Source organism: Pseudogemmobacter faecipullorum, assembly GCF_020539525.1.
GTDB classification, from domain to species: domain Bacteria; phylum Pseudomonadota; class Alphaproteobacteria; order Rhodobacterales; family Rhodobacteraceae; genus Pseudogemmobacter; species Pseudogemmobacter faecipullorum.
On record NZ_JACDXX010000005.1, the window covers coordinates 144,248 to 169,030 of the forward strand.

Here is a 24,783-nt window from a genome sequence, read left to right on the forward strand (position 1 = left end):
GCACCCTGCAGATATGACGACAAAAGGAATCTGCCATGCGCGTCACCATCGTTGAGAACACCTTCAGCACCCAGCACGGCCAGGTCGGCATTGCTCTGCATGAGGCCGGAGCCGCGATCAATCTGATCAAGCCGCGCCTTGGCGATGCTTTGCCGCTGACGGTGGACAGCGATGCGCTGGTCGTCTTTGGCGGCGAGCAGCGCGCCGATGATGATGCGGCCTATCCCTATCTGAAACCGCTGGCCGGGCTGATGCGCGCCTATAGCGAGGCCGGTAAGGCGGTGCTCGGGGTCTGCCTCGGCTCGCAGATCCTCGCCCGTGCCTTTGGCGGCCAGAACCTGGCCGGGATTACCCGCGAATTCGGCTGGTGCGAGGTTAACCGCACCGCCGAGGGGGCACAGGATCCGGTCATGGGCGCGGTTTCCGATAATTTTCATATTTATCAGATGCATACCGATACTTTCACCCTGCCCGAAGGCGCGGTGCGTCTGGCCAGCTCCGCCATTGCCGAAAACCAGTGTTTCCGTATTGGCGCAAAGACTTACGGCATGCAGTTCCACTTTGAGGCCAATCGCAATGTCGCCGCCGCCTGGAACCGCGACTTCCCCGAAGTGATCGAGGAGATGCGTCCGGGCTGGGTCAGGGATATGCCGCGCGAGGCAGCAAAATACGGTGCCGATGCCGATGCCAGCGGCCTTGCCCTCGCCCGCGCCTGGGTTGCGCTTGTCTGAGCAATATCAGGTGATTATCATAAATATCTGATGTAAATCCGCCGCAGGACCTCGCAGCACAAGCCGCGCCCCGGCCGGGGGGAAACCACCCGCCCGCTTGCTGATCTGGCCGGGGTTCAGGCAAGCGGCCCCGGCCCCTCGCGCGCGCCGTTGCCACAGATCGGATCAGGCGAATTGCGGCGCTCACCACGGCATATTTCGCGCAATACCGCCCGGAATTCGTAATGCCAACGTTACAAATGCTTGCAGTACCGGGCAAATGCCCTCTATCTGATCGCCGTGACCCGGTCGGGCACGGCTTTGTACCCGGAGGGCGAATATGAGTCTGGTGATCCTCGCAGATATTGGCGGCACCAATACCCGCGTCGCCCTGGCCAGGGGCAGCCAGGTGCTCGCGGAGAGTATCCGCCGTTTTCCTAATGCCGAATACCGCGCCAGGGGCGAGGATATTTCCACCATCCTGCGCGACTATCTCGCCCGGAGCGGCGCCAGTATCGACGGCGCCTGCGTCGCAGCCGCCGGGCCGGTGCAGAATGGCGTGGCCGAGATGACCAATCTCGACTGGGTGATCGATGCCGGGAAACTTGCCGCCGCCACCGGGGCGCGGCGCAGTGCCATTCTCAATGACCTCCAGGCCCAGGGCCATGCGCTGGGTCACATCCCGCCCGGCCTGCTGCGCCCGCTGATCCCGACCGCAGCCCCCGACGCTGCCCCTGCCACGGCCCCGATGCTGGTGGTTGGGCTGGGCACCGGGGTGAATGCCGCGCCGGTGCATGGGCATGGCGCGGGCCGGATCGTGCCCGCCTCGGAAAGCGGCCATATCAATATGCCGGTACGCAATGCCGAGACTTTGCGGCTGCTGCAGTTCATTGAAACCCTGCTCGCCTCACGGGGTGAACCGGCGCATTGCGGCGTGGAAGAGGTTCTGGCCGGGCGCGGCCTCAGCAATCTCTATGCTTTCGCCGCCCATGAGGCCGGGCATCGGGGCGAAAAATCCTCGGCCGGGGTGCTGGAGGCGCTGGAGGCCGGGGATCCGCTGGCGCGTGAGGCCGCCCGGCTCTATACCGCCATCCTCGCCCAGCTGCTGGCCGATCTGGCGCTGACCCATCTGCCCTGGGGCGGGATCTATCTGATCGGGGGCATGGCCCGCGCCATGTCGCCGCATTTTGCCAGATTTGGCCTGGCGGAGGCCTTCCGCGAGCCGCGCCGGGTCGATCTGCTGACCCATGCCTTCCCGGTCACGGTGATCGAGGATGATTACACCGCTCTCACCGGCTGCGCCGCCTGGCTGGAAGCGCTGCGCGAGGCCTGAGCGGGGAAGCCTCCGGCGGGGATATTTAAGGACAGATGAAAACCGCCACGCCGGAGCGCCGGGAAGCCCGGCGCTGTTCATATGTCTGGAACTATTCCGGGGGTATGTGAGGGGGCAGCGCCCCCTCCTCTATCCTCAGAGCGGCAGGCGCTCTTTCAGGAAGCCAAGCGCCGCGCCGAGGCCATCGGCGGCAATGCCATGGCCGGTGCCCTTCATCACATGGGCATAGGTCTCGAATCCGGCGCCAACGAGGGCATTGCCGGCGAGGCCCATATCCTCAAACGGCACCACCGGATCCTGATCGCCATGGATCAGCAGCACCGGCGGCTTTACCAGGGTTTCTGCCGCGAGCAGCTCGGGCGCCAGCAGCCGGCCCGAGATCGCCACCACCGCCGCCACAGCGCGCGCGCGGCGCGGTGTGACATGCAGGCTCATCATCGCGCCCTGGGAAAAGCCGATCAGCGCCAAAGCCTCCGGCCCCAGCCCCTCTTCGGCGAGGCGCGCATCGAGGAAAGCATTCAGATCATCCGCCGCCGCCAGCAGCCCCTCGCGCGCCGCCTGTTCAGAGGAGCCGTCGAGCCAGGGGATCGGAAACCACTGCCGCCCGAAAGCATTGCCCGAGCAGGGTTCGGGCGCATCGGGGGCGATGAAAGCCACGCCCGGCAGATGCGGTGCCAAGGCATCGCCAAGGCCCAGCAGATCATTGCCATCCGCCCCATAGCCATGCAGGAAGACAACCAGCGCCTTTGCCTCGCCCTTTGTCGCGCCCTTACGGCCGAATTTCAGCTCTCTCATCCCATAATCCCTTCGCGGCCTTTGTCGACACGGTAGTAGGCCCAGAGAAACCGCGCCGCAACTGCCCGCCAGGGGCTCCAGCCCGCGGAAATCTCCCGGAGCTGGCGCTCATTCGGCCGCGCTTCCAGCCCGAGGAGCCGCCGCGCCGCCTCCTGCAAAGCCAGATCATTCGGGGCAAAGACATCGGCATGGCCGAGCGCGAACATCGCATAGATCTCGGCGGTCCAGCGCCCGATCCCGGGCAAAGCCACAAGGGTGGTGACCACAGTGTCAGTGGGGGCGCGGCGCAGCGCGGCGAAATCCAGCCCGGCCTCGGCCAGGGCCTTCACATAGCGCGCTTTTTGCCGCGACAGGCCAAGGCCGCGCAGATCCTCTTCGCTTACCGCCCGCACCGCCGCCTCCTCAAGGCAGCCCGCTGCCTCGATCCGGGCGCGAATGGCGCGGGCCGAGGCGACCGAGACCTGCTGGCCGATGATCGCATCGACCAGCGCCGCAAAGCCATCCTCGCGCAGGCGCAAAGGCAAGGGCCCGGTCAGCGCATAGCCGGCGGCAAAGCGCGGATCTCGGGCAGAGAGCCAGGCCATGCCTTCAGCAAGGCAGGCCCCGGACTGAATGATACGTGGGGTCTGATCCATGACGCCAGCATGGCGCGGCAGGCGCGGCGCTGCAAGCAGGCTTGACCTTGGGCCGCTGGCGGGGTTTGCCTCGAAGGTGAGAGTGAGGCCTTTAATGATCCGTTCCGAATCCACCGCCCGACGCAATGTCATCGTTCTTGTCCTGGCCCAGGCGCTGCTCGGAGCGCAGATGCCGGTGATCTTCACCCTGGCCGGGCTGGCCGGGCAAAGCCTGGCCTCGAATGCCTGCTGGGCCACGCTGCCGATCTCGCTGACGGTGCTGGGCTCGATGCTTTCGGCCACGCCGCTTTCGGCTCTGATGCAGCGCTTTGGCCGCCAGACCGGCTTTATGATCGGGGCGCTGGCCGGGGCAACCGGTGCTGCTGTCGCCGCCTGGGGGCTGTGGCTGCAGTCTTTCCCGCTGTTCTGCCTCGGGGCTTTCATCACCGGCAGCTATATGAGCAGCCAGGGCTTTTACCGTTTTGCCGCAGCCGATACCGCCTCGGAGGCCTTCCGGCCCCGCGCCATTTCCTTTGTCATGGCGGGCGGCCTTTTTGCTGCGGTGATCGGCCAGCAGATCGTGCACTGGACCGCCGAGGCCTGGGTGATCCCCTTCCTCGCCAGCTATCTGGCGGTGATCTGCCTCAATCTGATCGGGATCCTGCTGTTCCTTGCGCTGGATATTCCGCCGCCTGCCCGCCCCGAACCCGGCGCCCTGCCCGGGCGCTCGCGCAAGGAACTGCTGCGCGATCCGGTGATCCTCGTTGCGATGATCTGCGCCACCGTCTCCTATGCGCTGATGAATCTGATCATGACCTCCTCGCCGCTGGCGGTGGTCGGCTGCGGCTTCACCGCCCAGGATGCGGGCAATATCGTCTCGGCCCATGTGATTGCCATGTATCTGCCCAGCTTCTTTACCGGCCATATCATCGCCCGGCTGGGCTGTGAGAAGGTGATTGCCATTGGCCTTGCCATCCTCGCGCTGGCCGGGGCCACGGCGATGACCGGCGTCGATCTCGGGCATTTCTACGCCACGCTGATCCTGCTCGGGATCGGCTGGAATTTCGGCTTTATCGGCGCGACCAGTATGCTGACCAATGCGCAGCGCCCCGAAGAGCGTGGCCGCCTGCAGGGGCTGAATGATTTCATCGTCTTTGGCGGGGTGTTCCTCGCCTCGCTCTCCTCGGGCGGGCTGATGAACTGCTCGGGCGGCAGCCCCCAGGCGGGCTGGCAGATGGTCAATCTGGCAATGACGCCCTTCCTGGTGCTGGCGGGGGGTGCGCTGATCTGGCTGGCGCTGCGCCCGAAAGAGACGCGCTGAAGCGCGTCTCCCCGGCTCTCACCAGCGCTGGGTGAAGGCCTGCCAGAGCAGCCGGCCCTTGCGCCTCAGCTCGGGCAGCTGCAGCCGCCCCTCCTGCACCGCGCCCGGGTCTTTGAGCGCCATCTGCAGCAAAGCCTCACTCTGCCAGCCCGCCAGCAGCGCCGGCGCGGCGCGGCGCGGCAGCAGCCGGCGCCCCGCGCGTGCCTCGCGCAGCCAGCCAAGGCCGCGCTCTGCAAAAGCCATCACCGCCGCCTCGCCCTGCTCCGGCAGGGTGGCACGGCCGCGTGCGCTCAGCTCGGCCACCGCCTGAAGATAGGCCGCAAGCCCCGCCGCCCGGCCATGCGCCCGCACCACCGGCTCAGAAGCGGGCGGTGCGCCAAGCACCAGCGCCGCCGCCCAGGCGAGAGCGCCGCCGGTCTGATCGAGATAGGCCTCGAAATCGTCAACGGTTTCAAAGCTTTCCTTCCAGGCATCGTGACGGCGGGCCAGGATCAGCTGATCAAGCGGCCCGGCCAGCTCTGGCTGTTCCCGGATCAGCGCGCTTAAAGGGGCCGCAATCTCATGCGCCGGGGCCGCGCCTGTGGCCGCCTTTTCCACCACATCGCGCCACCATTGCAGCCGCATCTCGGCGATCATCGGCTCTTTGGTCACCCAGGGGGCGCGCGCCACCTCAAGGTTCAGCGCATAGAGCGGCAACAGCCGCGCCCGTGCCGGATGTGGCGCGGCGAGGATTGCGGCAAAACGGTCAGGGTCGCCCTTTTCGATCAGGGCGGCGCAGGCATCAAGGCTCACGTCGCAGGCCCTTTCGCCGCGCTGTCGCGCACCAGCTTCCAGCGCACCGCATCGAGCAGCGCCTCAAATGAGGCATCGACGATATTGGGCGAGACGCCGACGGTCGACCAACGCCGCCCCTGGCCATCCTCGCTGTCGATAATGACCCGGGTCACGGCCTCGGTCCCGCCCTGGGTGATGCGCACCTTGAAATCAACAAGGCGCATATCGTCGATCATCGCCTGCCAGGGGCCAAGATCCTTGGCGAGAGCCTTCCACAAGGCGTTCACCGGACCACGGTCATCGCCGCTTTCATCCTGGCTTTCCGAGACCGAGAGCATCCGCTCGCCCCCGGCATCGACCACCACCACCGCTTCGGACAAAGTCCTGCGGCTGCCGTCAGCCTCCTCGCGCCGCTCAACCGTCACCCGGTAGCGCAAAACCTCAAAAAATTTGGTCGTAAGGCCAAGGGTTTCGCGGGCCAGCATCTCAAACGAGGCCTGGGCGCCATCATAGGCATAGCCCTGATCCTCGCGGCGTTTGATCTCATCAAGGATCTGCGCCAGGCGCGGATCTTTCGGGTCGATCTCCAGCCCGGCCGAGGCCAGACGGGCGCGCAGGTTTGACTGCCCGGCCTGGTTCGACATCGGGATCTGGCGCTCATTCCCGACAAGACCGGGATCGAGATGTTCGTAGGTGGTCGGGTCTTTCAGAATGGCCGAGGCATGCAGCCCGGCTTTATGGGCAAAGGCCGAGGCGCCGACATAGGGCGCGGCGCGCTGCGGCACCCGGTTCAGAATATCGTCGAGCATACGGCTGGTTTTCACCAGCCCCGCCAGCGCCGCATCCGAGACCCCGGTCTCAAGCTGGTCGCGGAACGGGGCTTTCAGCTTCAGCGTCGGGATCAGGGTGATCAGATTGGCATTGCCGCAGCGCTCGCCCAGACCGTTCAGCGTGCCCTGGATCTGCCGGGCCCCGGCCTCGACCGCAGCCAGAGAATTCGCCACCGCATTGCCGGTATCATCATGGCAATGGATGCCCAGATTTGCCCCCGGAATGCCCGAGGCGATCACCTCAGCCACGACGCGGCCCACCTCAGCTGGCAAGGTGCCGCCATTGGTATCGCAAAGCACGATCCAGCGCGCGCCCGCGCCATAGGCCGCTTTCAGACAATCGAGCGCATAGGCGGGATTGGCGCGGTAGCCATCAAAGAAATGCTCGGCATCAAACAAAGCCTCGCGGCCCTTTTTCACCAGATGCGCCACCGAGGCGGAAATCGCCTCGAGATTTTCCCCGAGCGTCACACCAAGTGCGGTGGTGACATGGAAATCCCAGGTCTTGCCGACGATGCAGACCGCCGGGGTTCCGGCATCGAGCACACCGGCCAGCACATCATCATTCTCAGCCGAGCGCCCGGCCCTTTTGGTCATGCCAAAAGCAGTCATCACGGCGCGGGTCTGCGGCGCCTCGCGGAAGAAATCGCTGTCGGTCGGATTGGCCCCTGGCCAGCCGCCCTCGATATAATCAATGCCAAGCGCATCGAGCGCCCGGGCGATCTGGATTTTCTCGGCTGCCGAGAACTGCACGCCCTGGGTCTGCTGCCCGTCGCGTAGCGTGGTGTCAAAAAGGTAAAGCCGCTCGCTCATTGCGCTGCCCGCCCCATTTCATCTGTCTGTAAATATCCTCGGGGGTATACCAGTGGGTTCGCCATCGGTTCGGGAAACCGCTGGTATGGGGGGGCAGAAAGCCCACCGCTGCCTGCCAGTGCCATCAGAGTAATGCCTCCAGCTTCGCGGCGTCAAAGCCAGCGCCCGGCACCAGCTCAACCCCTGCCTTCGACATCCGCACCTCAACCCCTGCCGCGATCAGCGCCGTTTTCAGCGCATCGACCGGGGCGAAATCTTTCGAGGCCATGGCTTCGGCACGGAGTGCCTCGAACCGTTCGCGCAAAGCGGGCAAGCGGTCTGCCAACGCGTTAGTTTCAGCAGCCCGGGTACTGACGCTCACGCCACGGTCATCTGCAGTCAGGGAGAATGATGCAAACTCATCCCGGATCACTTGTGGCCTGAGACCAAGCAGGGAGAGCGAGCCCACCAGAGAATATATATCGTTCTCTTTAATATATCTGTTCACATGGGTCAGGGCCAGGGAGGTGTTCAGATCATTCGCAAGTGCCTCCACGACTTCTGTCGGGGCTTTGGCATGTGCCCAGCTGAACGAAAGTTCCGAGAAAGGGTCACTGTTGAGCACTTCAGCAGCCTTCCGCAAAGTCATCTCGGCCTGACGCGCCTTCTCAGCCGTCCAGTCCATCGGCTTGCGGTAATGGGTGCCGAGATAGACCATACGGATCACCTCGCCCGGGTAGCCCTGGTTCAGCAGGTCGCGGACGGTGAAGAAATTGCCAAGGCTCTTGGACATTTTCCTGCCCTCGACCTGCAGCATTTCATTATGCATCCAGATCTTCGCGAAACCGGCCCCGGGATGGGCGCAGCAGCTCTGGGCGATCTCATTCTCATGATGGGGGAACTGGAGATCGAGGCCGCCGCCATGGATGTCAAAGCTTGCGCCAAGCAGCTCATAGGCCATGGCCGAGCATTCGATATGCCAGCCCGGCCGACCGTAACCCCATGGGCTGTCCCAGCCCGGGGTCGCGGCACCTGAGGGCTTCCAGAGCACGAAATCCATCGGGTCTTCTTTGAAAGGCGCGACCTCTACCCTCGCGCCCGCGATCATATCATCGACCGAGCGGCCCGAAAGCGCGCCATAATCCTTATAGCTGCGCACCCGGAACAAAGCATGGCCCTCGACCGCATAGGCATGGCCATCAGCAATCAGCTTTTCGATCATCGCGATCATCGCGCCGATATATTCGGTGGCGCGCGGCTCATGGGTCGGGCGCAAAGCGCCAAGCGCATCCATATCCTGATGATACCAGCCGATAGTCTCATCGGTGATCTCGCGGATCGGGCGGCCACTCTCGGCCGCGCGGGCGTTGATCTTGTCATCCACATCGGTGAAATTGCGGGCATAGGTCACCGCCTCCGCCCCGTAGACATGGCGCAACAGCCGAAACAGCGTGTCGAACACCACCACCGGCCGGGCATTGCCAATATGGGCGCGATCATAGACGGTCGGGCCACAGACATACATCCGGACATTCGCAGGATTAATCGGCGCAAAAACCTCCTTGCGGCGGGTTTTGCTGTTTGTCAGCCGGATCGTCACCATGCTGGTCCTCATGCGCTGAATGCCCCTCGCGCCGCCCGCCTCCTTAGGAGAAACTGAGCCTGCGCGACCCTGATCGGGCGGGTAATGCCGCAATCCGGGGCTATGGGCAATCCCGGCGCAGTGCTGGCGGCGGCTCAAACGACCAGCGCCGCCCATTCGGGGCGGCGCTGACCCGGGCTCTCCGGGAGGTTTGGGCTCTGCGCCCTGCGCCCTGGCGGCGGTTACGGACTTATCCGCAGCTCCGCCAGGGCATCTGCCCAGGGTCATGGGCCGGATTACTCCCGGGGGACTGAGAGCCCCGGGGCCAGTGATCAGAAGCGATAATTCGCGCGGATCGAGAGGGTATTGCCGTCGACATCAACCCCGGTCGAGTCGAAATCGTCGTATTTGTGGTAGAGATATTCGGCACCCACGGTCCAGGCATCGTTCACGGCATAATCATAGCCGAGACCGGCAACCCAGCCGTCGCCCGAATGGCTGACACCACCGATATCGGCCTTGGCCCAGGAGGCACCGGCGGTCGCATAGATCAGCGAAGTGCCGAGATCATAGCCGAGCTGAGCTTTCAGATCGGTTTTGCTCTTCAGCTTGCCATCGAGCGCATCATCTTTGATGTCCGAGCCCGAGAATGCGGCTTCGATACCGAGGACGGTATTGCCCAGATCCCAGCGGTAGCCGCCCTGAACACCGGCAATCGCGCCATCTGCATCAAGGGCCGTAGCGCCGGTGGCGGCGGTCTCGCCGTCAAACGAGCCATAGCCAAGGCTGGCACCGGCATAGAAGCCTTCCCAGTTGCCTTTGGGCGCGACCACCGGCACCGGGGCCGGAGCGATCACAACCGGCTCATCGACAACAACGGTCGGGCCGCCAGCGAAAGCCGGGGCAGCGAGGGCAGCAGAGGCTGCCAGGAAAACAGCTGCTTTTTTCATCTTTAAACACTCCTACGTTCCACGGCACTGCACAGAAGACGGATGGCAGGCTTCTGCCTGCTTGCACTCCGTTTCCATGGGGAAAGACCGGCTTTGACCCTGCCCCGGATGCCATGACCCTGGAGGACCGCATCATCCGGGCATCGGACAAAGCCACCATCTTTCCCGCGCCGCAGAGAGGAAATGATCCTTATGGTTGAACCATGCAAGCCAGGTTCACGCCGATTTGAGCCTTCGTGCGTCAGACTGGCGCCGCCGCGCTGCATTCCGGCCAGAACTGGCCGGGCCAGGCCTGTTTTCCGGCAATCTCCCGCCTAACCAGGATGTGCCCGCCTACACCAGGGAGTGACTGGGGCAAGCCGGCCCCGATACCCGGGCCGGGAAGAGCGGGAGACAACGGTCCGAAGACCGGAAGCCGGAAAGCGGGGTCACGCGCCGGGATCCGGAGCCAGGGGCCGGAAATCAGAGGCCGGAAATCAGGATCGGAAACCGGGGACAGGAAACCCGGGGCCGGGATCAGCCTTCGGCTTTCCCGGCCAGCTCCATCCACTCTTCCTCAGCCGCCGCCATCGCGTCCTGGCGCTGCGCCAGCATCTCGCTGGCCTTGCGGAATTTGACCGGCTCGCGCTCGAACAGACCCTCCTGGCCGAGCAGCTCGCTCAGCTTGGCAATCTCGGCCTCAAATTTCGCGATCACCTCGGGCAGCTCGTCAAAGCGCTTTTTCTCGGTGAAAGACAGGCCCTGGGCTTTGGCAGGTTCGGGCGGTCTGACGGCTTCTGCTGCCTTCACCGCTTTCACCGCCGCCTTGCCGTTCCCCCGTTCGGGCCGCTGCGCCACATAATCCGACCAGCCACCCGGATAGGCGGTGACCCGGCCCTGGCCCTCCATCGCCACCGTGGTGGTGGCGACGCGGTCGATAAAGTCACGGTCATGGCTGACCAGCAGCACAGTGCCATCAAATTCGCCCAGAATATCCTGCAGCAGATCCAGCGTCTCGACATCAAGGTCGTTGGTCGGCTCGTCGAGGATCAGCAGGTTTGCCGGCAAGGCCATCAGCTTGGCCAGCAAGAGCCGGGCCTTTTCGCCGCCCGAAAGCGATTTCACCGGGGCGCGGGCCTGGGCCTCATCAAAGAGAAACTCCTTCAGATAGCCGACCACATGTTTGGGATTGCCCCGCACCATGATCTGATCTGACGCCCCCGAGACCGCCATCAGCGGATCGCCGGTCAGGTTCTCCCAGAGCGAGGCTTCCGGATCGAGCCGGGCGCGGCTCTGGTCGAATACCGCCACTTCCAGATTGGTGCCCAGCTTTACCGTGCCAGCATCCGGGGCAATCTCACCGGTCAGCAGTTTCAGCAAAGTGGTTTTGCCCACGCCATTCGGGCCGACAAAGGCCACCCGGTCGCCGCGCAGCACGCGCAGGTCGAAATCCTGCACGATGATCTTATCGTCGAAAATTTTGGTCAGACCCTCGGCCTCAAACACCCTTTTGCCCGAGACCGGACCGCTTTCAAATTCCATCGCCGCCGTGCCCTGGCGACGGATCTGCGAGGCGCGTTCGGCGCGCAGATCCTGCAAAGCCCGCACCCGACCCTGGTTGCGCTTGCGCCGCGCCGAGATGCCCTCGACCGCCCAGCGGGCCTCGGCCTTGATCTTGCGGTCAAGCTTATGCCGCGCGAGATCCTCTTCCGCCCAGAGGGTTTCGCGCCATTCCTCGAAACCGTCGAAACCGGATTCACGCCGGCGCACCTCGCCGCGATCAATCCAGAGCGTGGCCCGGGTCAGCGCCTTGAGGAAGGCGCGGTCATGGCTGATCAGCACGAAAGCCGCGCGGGTTTCTTTCAGCTCATTCTCAAGCCATTCAATGGCTTCGATATCGAGATGGTTGGTCGGCTCGTCGAGCAGCATCAGCTCGGGCGCCTCGGCCAGCAGTTTTGCAAGGGCCGCACGGCGACGTTCCCCACCGGAGGCGGTGGCGATCGGGGTCTCGGGATTGAGCTTCAGCCCCTCGGCCACGACGTAAATCTTATAGGCCTCATCCTCCGGCAGGCCCGAGACGGCGAAATCGCCCAGTGTCTCAAAGCCCGAAAGGTCCGGCTCCTGCTCCATATAGCCGACAGAGACCCCGGCGGGGATCACCACCTGGCCCTTATCGGCCTCGACGCTGCCGGCCATCACCTTCATCAGCGTGGACTTGCCCGAGCCATTGCGGCCCACGAGAGCAACCCTGTCGCCGGGCTGAACCGTAAGCGAGAGATCATCAAAAACCGGATTGCCGCCGAAAGTCAGCGAAATCCCCGAAAGCTGTAAAAGCGGTGCGCGTGCCATGGCCCTCCGCTATGCGAGCCCCGCGCCGCCGTCAACGCCATGCAGCCGCGAGAGGGCAAAGCCTCGTGATAAAAATGCGCGCCCGCAGTCTGATCCGCTGCCCCCGCCCCGGGCCCCGCTCTGGCCCGCGCCCCGCCCTTCGCCCTGACCCTCCGCCCTGGCAATGGCACTGTCGCGCGCCGCAAACCGGCCTCAGCCTGACGCTTCCCGCCCTCGCGCGCCGCATTGCCTCGGGTAAAGCTGAACCGCGCGCGACCGCCTGCCGGAGTAGAACCTATGTCTGAAGACGCCCTCGTCATTTTCACCCCCTCGGGCAAACGCGCGCGCTTCGCGCTCGGCACGCCGGTTCTGCAGGCGGCCCGCAGCCTCGGGGTGGATCTCGATTCCGTTTGCGGTGGCCGCGGCATCTGTTCCAAATGCCAGATCACCCCGGGCTATGGTGAATTTCCCAAACATGGCGTGACGGTCGAACCCGGCGCGCTTTCCGAATGGAATGCGGTCGAGGAGCGCTATAACCGCGTCCGCGGCCTTGCCGAGGGCCGCCGCCTGGGCTGTCAGGCCAAAGTCATGGGCGATGTGGTGATCGATGTGCCGCCCGAAAGCCAGGTGCATAAGCAGGTGATCCGCAAATCCGCGACCGAGCGCGAGATTGCCATGGATCCGGCCACCCGCAGCTGTTTCATCGAGGTCGAACAGCCCGATATGCATATCCCCACCGGGGATTTTGAGCGCGTCAGACGCGCTTTGCAGGAGCAATGGCAGATCGAAACGGCTGAGGCTGATCTGACCATCCTCTCAAAGCTGCAGACCGTGCTGCGCAAGGGCGAATGGCAGGCCACTGTGGTGCTGAACAAGGGCAATCACGATGCCGCACACAGTATTCTTGATATTTTCCCCGGCTATACCGAGACGCCGCTTTACGGCCTTGCCATCGACCTCGGCTCGACCACCATCGCCGGGCATCTGTGCGATCTGACCAGCGGCCGGGTGCTGGCCTCCTCGGGCCTGATGAACCCGCAGATCCGCTTTGGCGAGGATCTGATGAGCCGGGTCTCCTATGCGATGATGAACCCTGGTGGTGATCGCGAAATGACCAGGGCGGTGCGTGAGGCCATCAACAGCCTGGTGCTGACCATTGCCGGTGAGGCCGGGATCAGCGCGGCGCAGATCTATGAGCTGGTGATCGTCTTCAACCCGGTCATGCATCACCTCTTCCTTGGCATTGATCCGGTCGAGCTGGGCCAGGCCCCCTTCGCGCTGGCCACCTCGGACAGTCTGTCGCTGAATGCCCGCGATCTTGATCTTGTGGCGATGAACCACAATGCCCGGGTCTATATCCTGCCCTGCATCGCCGGCCATGTCGGCGCCGATGCGGCGGCGGTGGCTTTGTCCGAAGAGCCCGGCAAGTCGAAAGACATGGTGCTGATCGTCGATGTCGGCACCAATGCCGAGATCCTGCTCGGCAATGAAAAGCGCGTGCTGGCCTGTTCCTCGCCCACCGGCCCGGCCTTTGAGGGCGCGCAGATTTCCTCGGGCCAGCGGGCCGCCCCCGGCGCGATTGAGCGCATCGAGATCGACCCGCTCAGCAAAGAGCCGCGCTTCAGGGTGATCGGGGTCGAGGCCTGGTCGGATGAGCCAGGCTTTGCCGAAGGTATTGAACAGACAGGCATTACCGGCATCTGCGGCTCGGGCATTATCGAGGCGGTGGCCGAGATGCGCATGGCGGGTCTGGTCGATGCCAGCGGTCTGATCGGCGGGCCCGAGCAGACCGGCACGCCGCGCTGCGAGCCGCGGGGCCGCACCTTCTCATATCTGATCCATGATGCCAGCCAGACCGGCGGGCCGCGCATCACCGTGACCCAGGGCGATATCCGCGCCATTCAGCTGGCGAAATCGGCGCTCTATGCCGGGGCAAGGCTGCTGATGGATGAAATGGGGGTCGAAAAGGTCGATCGTGTCACGCTTGCCGGGGCCTTTGGCGCGCATATTTCCGCCAAACACGCGATGGTGCTGGGTATGATCCCGGATGTGCCGCTCGATCATGTCACCTCGGCCGGCAATGCCGCCGGCACCGGGGCAAGGATCGCGCTGCTGAACCGCGCCGCCCGCGATCAGATCGAGGCCACGGTGCATCAGATCCACAAGGTCGAAACCGCCATTGAGCCGCGCTTCCAGGAGCATTTCGTCAATGCCAGCGCCATTCCCAATGCGGCTGAGCCCTTCCCCGAACTGGCGAAAATCGTCACCCTGCCCGATGTCTCCTTCAACACCGGCGGCTCGGGCAGCGACACCCCCCGCCGCCGCCGCCGCGGCTGAGGCCGCCGTGACTGAGACTGAGACTGAGACTGAGACTGAGACTGAGACTGAGACTGAGACTGAGACTGAGACTGCGCTGCAGGCGGCCCGGGATCAAATGTGAATTCCCGTGCCGCCGGATAAAAAACCCATGGACACCAGCGGCTTCACCCTTGACCCCCGCCGCCGCATCGCTTAGCTGAGAACCCAGATGCGGGTGTAGCTCAATGGCAGAGCAGCAGCTTCCCAAGCTGAATACGAGGGTTCGATTCCCTTCACCCGCTCCAATTTCCCCAAATACCATCAATAAAATCAATGCTTATTGGGCTTTTGGTGTCGTTCCGGTACACGCCCAGGGACACACGAAGTATACATGAGGCTTGTTTTGAAGTATGCAGGACGCTCCCCGTCAGGCAAATGGCAGCAGCTCAAAGCGCGGTGGTGATGAGCAGAAGTTTACGCATGCCAGCCTTTCGCCGCTTCGCGCAGGACCGCAAAGCCGGTTTCGGTTTTCCCGGCCCAGAGGCCCGGGGTGATGCAGATCAGGAGCGAGCGATGATCGTTCGATAAAGCCGGGCCACCGGTGGCGCGCCCCTCAATCAGGCCAGCACACTCGGCAAGGCTCTGTGCCAGCGCAGGCAGCCCGCTGCTTTCCCGGATCAACGAGGCCGCGCCGCGCATGCCTGTATATTGCGCGCGCACCGACCCCATCGGGTCGAAGCCATGCAGAGCCTCAAAGGCGTTGCAGGCAGCAGAGCAACAATCGTAAGGCCCCCATTCAAAGGGCCACGACATAGCCGCATCCACGGCCTTCAGCACTTTTTCTGGTGTCATGGCGCGGGCCAGAGCGTCTTTTCGGCGCGCGAGGTGGCCAGGATCAGGCGCTTGCCTGAACGAAGAGATCTTCGACAGCCTTGTTGAGGCCCGGCGCAAACTATCCCTCTGACGCTACTGCTACAACAACGTCAGACCGCATTCCTCGCAGGGCAACAAGACCCCGGCTGAAGCGCGCCGGACGCTTGAGCAATCTGAGGGCTCCGCGCCCGGCGCGCTTGTCCAACCCGAAACCGGCCACTATCAACCCCAAGGACTCTCGTTATGAACGAGGGACGACCGGGGGCAGGTCATCGCGCCAAAATTGATTTGCTCAAAGCACGGCTCATCGTCGAGGCGTAGAGCAGAAAGTGCCACGACTTTGAAACAGACCGCTTTTTCGGCGCCATCCGTTCCGGGCCCCGAGGCGGCAGGTCACTCGCAGCTCCCCTGGCCGCTGCCTGTCTTTTTCTCTGCGTCCCTCCCGCCCCGGACATTCCTTGCCCTGAAAGGCGATCCGGCGTTTCATCTTTCAAATCACAGCTCTCTGCGCCGGAGGATTCGTTCATGCTGTCATCAGCCTTCAGAATTACTGTGATGTGCTTGGCGCTCTGTGCCCCGGGTTTAGCCCAGGCCCAGGGGGAGCGGCTGACGGCCGGGGAATCTGATCCGCGGCTGATGGGCTGGATGCAGGGCTTCCCTCCTGCTCCTGACAAAATCATCACTCAGCCCGACAGTGTCTATTTCAGCTTCCCGAAACTGCGCTGGTCGGTCTGTCATCTGCGACAGTTTCTGCCGACGGCCGGGATCAGCCGCGGGCTGGGTGCTCCGGTTGCGCTGGCCGCCCTGCCCGCCGCCGAGGCCGAAGAAACCGCCAGGGCAATTGATGCGCTGCAGTTCACCCCGATCGGAGGCACCGCGCCCATGACCTGGGAGGCCTCGCTCTTTGCCAATTACACCGATGGTATCCTGATCCTGCATGAGGGACAGCAGGTCTATGAGCGCTATTTCGGCTGCCTCGAGGCGGATGGCAAACACGCCGCCATGTCGATGACCAAATCCGTGACCGGACTTCTGGCGCAGATCCTGATTGCCGAGGGGCAGCTCGACGACTCCCTGCTGGTGCGCGACATTATCCCTGAAATCGGTGACAGCGCCTTTGCCGATGCAACGGTGCGTCAGGTGATGGATATGACGACAGGCATCCGGTTTTCTGAGGATTATGCCGATCCGGACGCCGATATCTGGCGCTATGCTGCGGCGGCCAGCCCGCTTCCCAAACCTGAGGGCTATACCGGGCCTGACGGATACTGGGACTATCTCAAACTGGTTCAGCCCGAAGGAAAGCACGGCGAAGCCTTCCATTATAAAACCGCAAATTCAGATATGCTTGGCTGGATCATCAGCCGCGTTTCGGGAAAATCGGTCACCGATCTGGCATCAGAAAGGCTGTGGCGGCGTATGGGGGCAGAGCAGGATGCCTATCAGACCGTCGATGGCAAGGGCGTAGCTTTTGCCGGTGGTGGCCTGAGCCTCGGGTTGCGCGATCTCGGGCGCATCGGACAGCTGATGCTGGATGAGGGGGTGATTAACGGCGAAAGGCTCTTCCCTGCCGAGGTGACTGAGCATATCCGCGCCGGCGGCGATCGCACAAAATTCTCTGGCTATCCCGCCATTCCGGAGGGAAGCTACACCAGCCAGTGGTGGGTATTTCACAACAAAAACGGAGCCTTCGCCGCAAGGGGCGTGCATGGCCAGACCATATATGTCGATCCTGCGGCCAGGATGGTGATTGTTCGCTTTGCCTCTTTTCCCGAGGCAAAAAATGCACTGATAGACCCGACCTCATTGCCAGCCTTCCAGGCCGTCGCCGATTATCTGATGACGCGGTAGCAATCGCAGCGGAAATCAGAATCCGGTGATGGCGGGGCTTTTCACAGGCGTGAAGCGCGATCCGGCGAGCTTTTCTGATGCGCCATCGGTTCTGGCAGACAAAGGCCGGAACGGGCAGCTTATGCCCTTTCTATCCAATATGTCAGGGCGGCCCCCGCGCTGATGATCCCCGGGGCTGAGCGGCACAATCTTTATCCGGCACAATGGCTTATCCTGGCTGCCATGCGCCTGAATGCCATGCGCCTGGCGGCTATGCCCCGCCAGAAGGCCCTCATCCTGTGCGGCTGAGGGTTTCGCCCTGAGCGCATCCTGGTGGTTGCCCGCCCCTGCAGCCGGGACGGCTGCTGCGGTGAACTGCTCTGCGGCAAATATCTGTCAGCACTCACTGGCCCGCATCGAGGCCTGCAGCCATTCTCTGAAACTTCGCATTCCTGCAGTCTCGGGTCGCGACGGCACACGTGTCAGCCAGTAACTTCCCGCATCCACCGCATGTGCGAAGGGCTGCACGAGGTGGCCGCTGCTGACCCGCTCGCAGAACAGGGCGCGCGGCAACAAGGCGATACCATGCCCCTGAGAGGCCATATCCGCAAGGGCGACCGAGCTGTCGAGCATCGGGCCGCGCAAAGCCGGGCAGAGCAGCCCAAGGCCCGCAAACCAGCGCTCCCATTCGGCAGCGCGATAGGACCGCAGCAGCCGCTGACGCCCCAGCTCTGCAGGCGAGTGAAGCTCCCGGGCGATGGCCGGACTGCACATTGGCGTCAGGGGCGCCTCCATGATCTTGCTGGCCTCCAGGCCCGGCCAGCTTCCGTCCCCGAACCGGATGGCGAGATCCAGCCCCTCGCCCGGGATGCTCACCCGGTTGTTATTGGCGAAGATCCGCAGGTCGACCTCGGGATGGGCCCTCTCAAAGCCGGCCAGGCGCGGGATCAGCCATCCGGTTGCAAAAGTGCCGACCACGCCCAGATGCAGCGCTTCGTGGTAGCGCCCCTCAGAAAACCTGTCGAGCGTATCGCCGATCCGGTCGAGGGCCGTGGTCAGAACCGGCGCAAGCGCCGCCCCCTCTTCGGTCAGCACCAGCCCGCGCGGCACGCGCCGGAAGAGGGCAACCCCCAGCCGTTCCTCAAGATTACGGATGTGCTGGCTGAGTGCGGCCTGGGTGACGCAAAGCTCTACCGCCGCTTTCGACAGGGTAAGATGTCGGGCGGCAGCCTCGAATGCTCGGAGTGCATTGAGCGGGATATTCGGACGATCCATATCGTACCTATTAATTTTTCTAAACGGAGCGTCAAGAATTTATGGTTTGAAGCGCCAACCGGGCTGAGTTAGCGCGTTCATCCTGAATACCACCTTATGGCTCAGGCGAGAAATAACATCGCAGGGCCCTTAATCAGGCACGAAACCCTATGCTCAGCATCAGAACACTCAGCTTAATGACCCTCATTCTGGCTGCCCCGGCCTCTGCCGGGGGCCTTACTGAACGGCAGTTTCAGCAGATCAGCGAGGATGTTTTTGGTCCGGTCATTGAGACCTATGACATTCCCGGCATTGCCATTGGCCTGACGCTCAGCGGCGAGCAGTATTTCTTCACCCAGGGGCTGGCCGATCGCAAAGCCGCTGTGGCGGTCGATCAGGACACGCTGTTTGAGCTTGGCTCGAACAGCAAATTGTTCAGCGCGGCGCTCGCGGCGCTGGCCGAGCAAAAGGGGCTGCTCAGTCTGCATGATCCGGTGGCAAAATCGCTGCCCGAACTGGCCGGAGCCGCCTTTGATCAGATCACCCTGGCCGATCTTGCGGCACATGCGACCGGCACTCTGCCTTTGCAGGTCCCGGGCGATATCACCGATACCCCGGCGCTTATGGCCTATCTTGCGCAATGGCGGCCCGGTGTCGATCCGACCGCCTTCCGCTCCTATTCCAATGTCAGTATCGGCCTGCTTGGCCTTATCGTGGGAGAGAAATTCGGCAGCAGCTATGAAAGGGCCGTTGAAACCGGGCTGTTCCCCGCCCTCGGCCTGAAAAACACCTATGTCACCGTTCCTGACGCGGCGATGGCCCATTATGCCTATGGCTATGCGCGCGGTGACAACAGCGCGATCCGGGTCTCCCCGGGCATGCTTGACAGCGAGGCCTATGGCATCAAATCGAGCATCGCCGATATGACGCGCTTTCTTGATGCTCACCTTGGTAACCTCCGCCTGGAGAAAGACCTGACCGCAGCACTGGCCCGGACCCGGGTATCAGAATATGATACCGCGCATTATGCTCAGGCGATGATCTGGGAAGGCTATGACTGGCCGGTCACCACTGCGCAGCTCGAGGCCGGGAATGCCACCGAAATGGCGATGCAGCCGCAGCCGCTGACCCGTCATGCCCAGGAGGCTCTCGACGGGGCGGTCTTTCTCAACAAAACCGGGGCAACCAATGGCTTTGGCTCTTATCTGGCCATGATCCCCTCCGAGCAGATCGGTGTGGTGGTGCTTGCCAACCGCAACTACCCCAATCCGGTGCGCGCCGCTGCGACGCTGCAGCTGATCACCGCAATTCTCAGCGCAGCCGCGCCGTAAGCAAGCCGTGGCTCCCCTGCCTTTCCTCCGGGGGGGGGGGAGCCACCCTCCGGAAGGATCAGCCTCGCCTGGGGCGTTTTTGCCTGATGCAGATATGGCCGGGGCCAGTCAGAGCGTCAGCTGTCGGGATTTTGCAAGCTGACCGGCATTGCGCCGTTTCGGTGCAGCAGCAGCATCGGTCGGATGCATCGCATTTTCGCACCATTACCGTGCAAAATTCGGCCTTATGTTCAAAATTAAATAGGCCTATCTCCCGGTCACAGGATGCAATCCCGCATCATCCCATGACAGGAACCTGAAAATGAAAACCCTCATCACCCTTGCTGCTGCCACCGCTGTTCTGGCTTCGGGCAGTTTCGCAACCATCGCCTCGCCCCTGCGCGATGCCCCTGTTCCGGCCGCCTATGGTGAAAAAATCGAAGTTTCTGCCGGCACTGTGCTCAGCGCCAAAGAACTTCATCAGCGCAATCTGACTGCAGCCGATATCCTCACTGTGACCAAAGCCCCGAATGGCCCGGTTGACACTTCTTCGGGTCGCTGAGCCGGAAACCAGGATCAGCCCTGATCTGCACCAGGCGCCCGCCACAAGCGGGCGCCTGCAATATTTTACAAAGCCGCTGCCCCCCGCCTGACCGGGAGGCCCCCCGTTTCGCCTCCGCCATCCGCACAGGCTGTGAGCGCCAGGCCGGGACAAAGCGCTGATCTGTTACCCGGCCCTGCGCAGCTTCGTGCAGCACTGCGGTCCGGGCCCGCCCTGTCATCAGGCAGCACCGGCTGGCCGGAATTATGACAGCAGAGCATTTTTACCGCTCCGCCCCGCGCCCGGCTTTCGCTCCGCTGCCGCCCAGGTCCCAAACAGCGTTCCGAAGGTCGCTAACAGCTTCTCAGAACGAACAGAAAAGTGTTGTTCTGCCGAGGCATGGTGCCGCCGGAAACGGTGGAGAATTGGGAAGCCGGTGGGAAACCGGCGCTGCCCCCGCAACGGTGATGAAAGACAGGCGCAACAGCAGCCACTGCGGGCACCCGGCCCATGGGAAGGCGTTGCGTCAGGGTCCCGGACCCGCTTTCACAGCCCGGAAACCAGCCCTGCAACCGAAACGCCGTGCCGCGGAGGGCGGAGGAACGGGCTGATGCCGGGGCGCAACTCTGCGCCGCGGCGCTCCCCGCTCATTCCCGCCTGACCGGCACTCAACATGACCCGTGCGGGGACGCCGGGCGAGCGAGGAAAGATGCTCAGCCAGAGTGAAATTCAGCAGCAGCTTAACCATCAGCGGCCAGGCTTTGCCCTGACACGCGAACTCTATTGTGATCCCGGGGTCTGGCAGGCGGATCTCGATCAGATCTTTTACCGCGAATGGCTGTTTGCCGCCCCCTCCTGCGAGCTGAGCAGGCCCGGCGCCTATGTCACACTTCAGGTCGGCGCCTGTCCGGTGGTGGTGATCCGCGGCAAGGATATGCGGCTGCGCGCCTTCCACAATGTCTGCCGCCATCGCGGTCAGCGGCTCTGCCCCAAAGCCAGCGGATCGACGCCCAACCTCGTCTGCCCCTATCATCAGTGGACCTATGACCTTGAGGGCAGGCTGATCTATGCCCGCGATATGGGCGAGGATTTTAACCCCGCCGATTACGGGCTGAAGAAGGTGCATTGTGCCGATCTTGGCGGGGTGGTCTATATCTGCCTCGCCGATGTACCGCCGCCGCTGGCAGATCTGGCCCGCACCGCCGCAAGCTATCTTGCCGCCTCGGGTCTGCAGGATGCAAAAATCGCCTTCCAGTCGACCATAGTCGAAAAGGGCAACTGGAAGCTGGTGATCGAGAATAACCGCGAATGCTATCATTGCGGCGGCGCGCATCCCTCGCTCTGCCGCACCTATTCCGACAATCCGGATATGACCTCGATGGAGGGGCCCGACAGCGCCAACAGCGAGATCCTCGCCCATTGGCAGCGCTGCGAGGCAGCCGGCCTGCCCTCGCGCTTCATCCGCTCCGAAGATTATCAGTGGCGTCTCGCGCGGATCCCGCTGATGAATCATGCCGAAAGCTTCACCATGAGCACCAGGGCCGCGGTGGCAAAGCCGATGGGCACCATCCCCTTCCGCGATGCCGGCAGCCTGCTGATGTATCACTATCCGAACAGCTGGAACCATTTCCTGCCCGATCATGCCATCACCTTCCGGGTGCTGCCGCTCAGCCCGACCGAGACCGAGGTCACCACCAGCTGGCTGGTGCATAAAGATGCGGTTGAGGGGGTGGATTACGATCTGAAGACCCTGACCGAGGTCTGGCTGGCCACCAATGATGAGGATCGCCGGGTGGTTGAGGAAAACCAGAAAGGCATCCTCTCCCCCGCCTATGAGCCCGGCCCCTATTCGGTTCGCCAGGAAGAGGGCGTCATTCAGTTCATCGACTGGTATCTCGGGGTGATGCGCGGGCGGCTGATCCCGGCACCGGCACTGGCGGCGGAGTGAGCCATGACGAAGCCGCAGAACTGGGCCGGTGCCCCCTGGCAGGACCGCGAAAAGCTTGAATGTGCAATGGTGGTGCCGGAAGGCCCGGATTGCGCCACTTTCACCTTCCGGGCCCCCTCAGGGGCCTGGTTCGACTATCAGCCCGGGCAGTTTGTCACCCTCGATCTGCCGCTGCCCGACGGCAATCTGCAGCGCACCTATACGATCAGCTCCAGCCCCTCGCGGCCCCTGTCGATCTCGGTCACGGTCAAGGCGCAGCGCGAGTCGCAGGGCACGCGCTGGATGCTTGACCATCTGAAACCCGGCATGCGGCTCCAGGCCTGGGGACCGGCCGGGATTTTCAGCTTCCTGCGCCATCCGGCACAGAAATACCTTTTTATTTCAGCCGGTTCCGGCATCACCCCGATGATGTCGATGACCACCTGGGCCTGGGATAGCGGCGAGATGCCGGATATCACCTTCGTCCATGCCGCGCGCCGCCCCTCGGAAATCATCCAGGCCAAGCGGCTGGAGCAGTTTGCCGATCGCGTGCCGGGGCTGAAACTGCGCTTTACGGTCGAGGAGGCCGATCCCTGGCAAAGCTGGCATGGCTATCAGGGAAGGCTCAGCCAGATCATGCTGGGGCTGATGGCCCCCGATTATCTTGAACGCGAGGTGTTCTGCTGCGGCCCCGAGCCTTTCATGCAGAATGTGCGCGACATGCTGATGAGCCTCGGCTTTGACATGGCGCGCTATCATCAGGAAAGCTTTGGCGCGCCGGTCAGCTCCGAGGCTGAGGCGCCGGTGATCCATGATATCACGCCTGATGAGCAGACCGGGGCCAGCATCCGTTTCACCGCTTCGGGGGTGAGTGCTACCTGCCAGGAGACCGATACCGTGCTGGCCGTGGCCAAACGCGCCGGGCTGAACATTCCCTCGGGCTGTACCTTTGGCCTTTGTGGCACCTGTAAAGTGCGCAAGACCGCGGGCGAGGTGCATATGGTGCATAATGGCGGCATCAGCGATGAGGATATTGCCGAAGGCTGGATCCTCGCCTGCTGCTCGAACCCGCGCGGCCTGGTAGAGCTCGAGGTCTGAGGCCTAGGGGCACGCGCGCGCGGGCCGGGATCTTTACCCGGCCCGGCCCGCGTACCGCCCGGCCCGCGTGCCGCCCTGTCAGCCGCCCCCCGTCTTACTGGCCCCTCACTGCTGCTTCGGTCCGGGGGCCAGATCCGCGCTCCGCAGGCGAGGGCGCCACAGATCGCCCGGGCGGGTCTGTGGCCCCTGCCCCAGTCCAGCACCCCGGCTCAGCGGTCCGGTTCGGGTGCGAGGCCCGGGGTGCCGATGTCCCAGAACAGGCCGGTCATACCGATCAGCCCCTCGCGCAGCACCGAAGCCAGCGCATGTTCATCGGGCGCATGCTGATTGCATCCGGCATAGCTGTGCGGCACCCAGATCGTCGGCAGGCCCAGAATATCGGCAAAGCAGTCATTGGGGAGCGAGCCGCCGAGATTGGGCAGCAGATGCGGCGCATGGCCAAGGCTTGCCGTCAGAGAACGCGCCACGAACTGCACCCAGGGGTGATCCGGATCGAGCCGGGTGGCGGGGAAATAGCCGGTATCGCGCAGGGTCAGCTGCACCTGGCTCAGCCCGGCGCGGTCAAGATGGCGGCGCAGCGCCGGCAAAATCTCTTCGGGATCGGTTCCGGTCACGAAACGCAGCTGACAGACGGCGCTGGCATGGCCGGAAATCGCATTGACCGGGGCTTCGGGCCGGCCCGATTGCATCGCCAGAACGGCAAAGCTGTTCCAGCCAAACACGCGCTCGGTCTGGCTGAGCCCGGCCTCGCCCCAGTCGGGATCGAGCGCGAAGCCCGCCTCGGGCACCGGCAGCGCCTGCAGCACTTCGCGGATGCGTGGCGTCAGGCTGTCCGGCCGCCATTCCGGCACCAGGATCTGGCCGCGCTGATCGGTGACAGCAGCCAGGGCATGGGCGAGGATCAGCGCCGGATCGGCGATCAGCCCACCGAAATTGCCCGAGTGATGCGCCCCCTCGCGCAGATCGACGCTCAGCTCAAAATTGAGCGAGCTGCGCGCGCCGGTGAAGATCGTGGCCCGGCCGGGCATGATGCGTGGCCCGTCAGAGGCGATCAGCACATCGGCCTGTAACAGCGCGCCGTTCTGGCGGCAAAAGGCCTGCAGCCCCGGCGAACCCGCCTCTTCGCCCATTTCGATCAGCAGCCGGACATTGAAGCCCAGAGCGCCGCGCAGCGCGATCACCCGGGCCAGAGCGGCGATATTAACCAGATGCTGGCCTTTGTTATCGGCCGTACCCCGGCCATAAATCAGCCCGCCCTCTTCGCGCAGGGTGAAGGGCGTCAGCCCCTCACGCCAGCTCCCCTCCTGACCATGCACCACATCGCCATGCCCATAGATCAGCACGGTGAGCAGCGCCGGATCCTCGATCCGGCTGGCGCTCAGCAGCGGCGGCCCCCCTGCTTCGGGATTGGCATGGATCTGCACCTCAAAGCCGATGGCCTGCAGCATCGGCTGCAGATCCAGCGCCAGATAATCCAGCAAAACCGGCGCCGCTGCAGGGTTCAGGCTTTCGCAGGGGCGCGCGACCAGTCGCGCAAGATCCGCGACAAAGGCACCGCTGTCAAAATGCTCAGCCGCTTTGCTGAGGGCAGTCGCACGGGAAGCTACAGACATGATTTCTCGCATATTTTCCTCCATGCAGTGA

Annotated in this window: 19 protein-coding genes, 1 tRNA gene, 1 pseudogene and 1 riboswitch; of the genes and pseudogenes, 11 read left to right on the forward strand and 10 right to left on the reverse strand. The window is 63.6% G+C overall.

Features of this window, described 5'->3' with window-relative positions:
* Nucleotides 1-35 precede the first annotated feature (35 nt).
* Together H0485_RS07255 and H0485_RS07260 are read left to right on the forward strand one after the other, a co-directional pair.
* The gene (locus tag H0485_RS07255) at nucleotides 36-731 is read left to right on the forward strand and encodes a type 1 glutamine amidotransferase (protein ID WP_226934699.1); all 696 of its coding nucleotides are present in this window, start codon (nucleotides 36-38) and stop codon (nucleotides 729-731) included.
* A gap of 319 nt (nucleotides 732-1,050) precedes the next feature.
* Complete coding sequence (locus H0485_RS07260; protein WP_226934700.1) at nucleotides 1,051-2,043, forward strand: glucokinase; 993 nt, start codon at nucleotides 1,051-1,053, stop codon at nucleotides 2,041-2,043.
* Between the two features lie 135 nt (nucleotides 2,044-2,178).
* Here H0485_RS07260 and H0485_RS07265 read toward each other — a convergent pair whose 3' ends face one another.
* Entirely contained in the window at nucleotides 2,179-2,838 is a 660-nt protein-coding gene (locus H0485_RS07265; protein WP_226934701.1) for an alpha/beta hydrolase, read from the reverse strand.
* Nucleotides 2,835-3,473, reverse strand: coding sequence for a DNA-3-methyladenine glycosylase family protein (locus H0485_RS07270; protein WP_226934702.1), 639 nt, complete (start codon nucleotides 3,471-3,473; stop codon nucleotides 2,835-2,837). The genes H0485_RS07265 and H0485_RS07270 overlap by 4 nt, the downstream gene beginning before the upstream one ends.
* Before the next feature lie 94 nt (nucleotides 3,474-3,567).
* On the opposite strand from H0485_RS07270, the gene H0485_RS07275 reads away from it, so the two are divergent.
* On the forward strand, nucleotides 3,568-4,773 hold the full coding sequence (locus H0485_RS07275) for an MFS transporter (protein ID WP_226934703.1): 1,206 nt from the start codon (nucleotides 3,568-3,570) through the stop codon (nucleotides 4,771-4,773).
* Nucleotides 4,774-4,791: 18 nt separating this feature from the next.
* Here the strand turns inward: H0485_RS07275 and H0485_RS07280 are convergent, their stop codons facing one another.
* From H0485_RS07280 to H0485_RS07300, 5 genes are all read right to left on the reverse strand, one after another.
* Nucleotides 4,792-5,565, reverse strand: a complete 774-nt coding sequence (locus H0485_RS07280) for a squalene/phytoene synthase family protein (protein WP_226934704.1) — start codon at nucleotides 5,563-5,565, stop codon at nucleotides 4,792-4,794.
* Nucleotides 5,562-7,190, reverse strand: a complete 1,629-nt coding sequence (gene cimA, locus H0485_RS07285) for a citramalate synthase (RefSeq protein WP_226934705.1) — start codon at nucleotides 7,188-7,190, stop codon at nucleotides 5,562-5,564. Before cimA ends, H0485_RS07280 begins: the two co-directional genes overlap by 4 nt.
* Before the next feature lie 124 nt (nucleotides 7,191-7,314).
* The gene (gene cysS / locus H0485_RS07290) at nucleotides 7,315-8,772 is read right to left on the reverse strand and encodes a cysteine--tRNA ligase (RefSeq protein WP_226934706.1); all 1,458 of its coding nucleotides are present in this window, start codon (nucleotides 8,770-8,772) and stop codon (nucleotides 7,315-7,317) included.
* Nucleotides 8,773-9,083: 311 nt separating this feature from the next.
* Nucleotides 9,084-9,701 (reverse strand): outer membrane protein, encoded by a 618-nt coding sequence (locus tag H0485_RS07295; protein WP_226934707.1) that lies wholly within the window; start codon nucleotides 9,699-9,701, stop codon nucleotides 9,084-9,086.
* Between the two features lie 516 nt (nucleotides 9,702-10,217).
* Nucleotides 10,218-12,029 (reverse strand): ABC-F family ATP-binding cassette domain-containing protein, encoded by a 1,812-nt coding sequence (locus H0485_RS07300; RefSeq protein WP_226934708.1) that lies wholly within the window; start codon nucleotides 12,027-12,029, stop codon nucleotides 10,218-10,220.
* Nucleotides 12,030-12,305: 276 nt separating this feature from the next.
* Between H0485_RS07300 and H0485_RS07305 the strand changes: the two genes are divergently transcribed.
* Both H0485_RS07305 and H0485_RS07310 read left to right on the forward strand, forming a co-directional pair.
* Nucleotides 12,306-14,345 (forward strand): ASKHA domain-containing protein, encoded by a 2,040-nt coding sequence (locus H0485_RS07305; RefSeq protein WP_226934709.1) that lies wholly within the window; start codon nucleotides 12,306-12,308, stop codon nucleotides 14,343-14,345.
* Nucleotides 14,346-14,537: 192 nt separating this feature from the next.
* Nucleotides 14,538-14,611, forward strand: a tRNA-Gly gene (locus tag H0485_RS07310).
* 169 nt (nucleotides 14,612-14,780) lie between these two features.
* On the opposite strand, the gene H0485_RS07315 is transcribed toward H0485_RS07310, so the two are convergent.
* The gene (locus H0485_RS07315) at nucleotides 14,781-15,158 is read right to left on the reverse strand and encodes a DUF6950 family protein (RefSeq protein WP_226934710.1); all 378 of its coding nucleotides are present in this window, start codon (nucleotides 15,156-15,158) and stop codon (nucleotides 14,781-14,783) included.
* Between the two features lie 55 nt (nucleotides 15,159-15,213).
* Here H0485_RS07315 and H0485_RS07320 point away from each other — a divergent pair.
* Both H0485_RS07320 and H0485_RS07325 read left to right on the forward strand, forming a co-directional pair.
* Nucleotides 15,214-15,426: pseudogene (locus H0485_RS07320) on the forward strand (integrase core domain-containing protein); the annotation flags it as partial.
* A gap of 308 nt (nucleotides 15,427-15,734) precedes the next feature.
* Entirely contained in the window at nucleotides 15,735-17,030 is a 1,296-nt protein-coding gene (locus tag H0485_RS07325) for a serine hydrolase domain-containing protein (protein WP_226934711.1), read from the forward strand.
* A 375-nt stretch (nucleotides 17,031-17,405) separates the two neighbouring features.
* Here the strand turns inward: H0485_RS07325 and H0485_RS07330 are convergent, their stop codons facing one another.
* A complete protein-coding gene (locus tag H0485_RS07330) occupies nucleotides 17,406-18,284 on the reverse strand; it encodes a LysR family transcriptional regulator (protein WP_226934712.1) in 879 nt (292 codons plus the stop codon).
* A gap of 176 nt (nucleotides 18,285-18,460) precedes the next feature.
* Here H0485_RS07330 and ampC point away from each other — a divergent pair, with 176 nt between their 5' ends.
* The 4 genes from ampC to H0485_RS07350 all read left to right on the forward strand — a co-directional run bounded on the left by ampC (nucleotide 18,461) and on the right by H0485_RS07350 (nucleotide 23,139).
* Nucleotides 18,461-19,594 (forward strand): class C beta-lactamase, encoded by a 1,134-nt coding sequence (ampC, locus tag H0485_RS07335; protein ID WP_226934713.1) that lies wholly within the window; start codon nucleotides 18,461-18,463, stop codon nucleotides 19,592-19,594.
* Between the two features lie 301 nt (nucleotides 19,595-19,895).
* On the forward strand, nucleotides 19,896-20,135 hold the full coding sequence (locus H0485_RS07340) for a hypothetical protein (protein WP_226934714.1): 240 nt from the start codon (nucleotides 19,896-19,898) through the stop codon (nucleotides 20,133-20,135).
* 362 nt (nucleotides 20,136-20,497) lie between these two features.
* Nucleotides 20,498-20,697: riboswitch (cobalamin riboswitch) on the forward strand.
* 126 nt (nucleotides 20,698-20,823) lie between these two features.
* Nucleotides 20,824-22,062, forward strand: a complete 1,239-nt coding sequence (locus H0485_RS07345; protein WP_226934798.1) for an aromatic ring-hydroxylating oxygenase subunit alpha — start codon at nucleotides 20,824-20,826, stop codon at nucleotides 22,060-22,062.
* A gap of 3 nt (nucleotides 22,063-22,065) precedes the next feature.
* Nucleotides 22,066-23,139 (forward strand): FAD-binding oxidoreductase, encoded by a 1,074-nt coding sequence (locus H0485_RS07350; protein WP_226934715.1) that lies wholly within the window; start codon nucleotides 22,066-22,068, stop codon nucleotides 23,137-23,139.
* 209 nt (nucleotides 23,140-23,348) lie between these two features.
* Here the strand turns inward: H0485_RS07350 and H0485_RS07355 are convergent, their stop codons facing one another.
* Nucleotides 23,349-24,752, reverse strand: coding sequence for a M20 family metallopeptidase (locus tag H0485_RS07355; RefSeq protein WP_226934716.1), 1,404 nt, complete (start codon nucleotides 24,750-24,752; stop codon nucleotides 23,349-23,351).
* Nucleotides 24,753-24,783 lie beyond the last annotated feature (31 nt).

Coding starts and splice junctions, on each gene's coding strand:
- H0485_RS07255 (WP_226934699.1), top strand. CDS start 36: ATGCGCGTCACCATCGTTGAGAACACCTTCAGCACCCAGCACGGCCAG.
- H0485_RS07260 (WP_226934700.1), top strand. CDS start 1,051: ATGAGTCTGGTGATCCTCGCAGATATTGGCGGCACCAATACCCGCGTC.
- H0485_RS07265 (WP_226934701.1), bottom strand. CDS start 2,838: ATGAGAGAGCTGAAATTCGGCCGTAAGGGCGCGACAAAGGGCGAGGCA.
- H0485_RS07270 (WP_226934702.1), bottom strand. CDS start 3,473: ATGGATCAGACCCCACGTATCATTCAGTCCGGGGCCTGCCTTGCTGAA.
- H0485_RS07275 (WP_226934703.1), top strand. CDS start 3,568: ATGATCCGTTCCGAATCCACCGCCCGACGCAATGTCATCGTTCTTGTC.
- cimA (WP_226934705.1), bottom strand. CDS start 7,190: ATGAGCGAGCGGCTTTACCTTTTTGACACCACGCTACGCGACGGGCAG.
- cysS (WP_226934706.1), bottom strand. CDS start 8,772: ATGGTGACGATCCGGCTGACAAACAGCAAAACCCGCCGCAAGGAGGTT.
- H0485_RS07295 (WP_226934707.1), bottom strand. CDS start 9,701: ATGAAAAAAGCAGCTGTTTTCCTGGCAGCCTCTGCTGCCCTCGCTGCC.
- H0485_RS07300 (WP_226934708.1), bottom strand. CDS start 12,029: ATGGCACGCGCACCGCTTTTACAGCTTTCGGGGATTTCGCTGACTTTC.
- H0485_RS07305 (WP_226934709.1), top strand. CDS start 12,306: ATGTCTGAAGACGCCCTCGTCATTTTCACCCCCTCGGGCAAACGCGCG.
- H0485_RS07315 (WP_226934710.1), bottom strand. CDS start 15,158: ATGACACCAGAAAAAGTGCTGAAGGCCGTGGATGCGGCTATGTCGTGG.
- H0485_RS07325 (WP_226934711.1), top strand. CDS start 15,735: ATGTGCTTGGCGCTCTGTGCCCCGGGTTTAGCCCAGGCCCAGGGGGAG.
- H0485_RS07330 (WP_226934712.1), bottom strand. CDS start 18,284: ATGGATCGTCCGAATATCCCGCTCAATGCACTCCGAGCATTCGAGGCT.
- ampC (WP_226934713.1), top strand. CDS start 18,461: ATGACCCTCATTCTGGCTGCCCCGGCCTCTGCCGGGGGCCTTACTGAA.
- H0485_RS07340 (WP_226934714.1), top strand. CDS start 19,896: ATGAAAACCCTCATCACCCTTGCTGCTGCCACCGCTGTTCTGGCTTCG.
- H0485_RS07345 (WP_226934798.1), top strand. CDS start 20,824: ATGCTCAGCCAGAGTGAAATTCAGCAGCAGCTTAACCATCAGCGGCCA.
- H0485_RS07350 (WP_226934715.1), top strand. CDS start 22,066: ATGACGAAGCCGCAGAACTGGGCCGGTGCCCCCTGGCAGGACCGCGAA.
- H0485_RS07355 (WP_226934716.1), bottom strand. CDS start 24,752: ATGTCTGTAGCTTCCCGTGCGACTGCCCTCAGCAAAGCGGCTGAGCAT.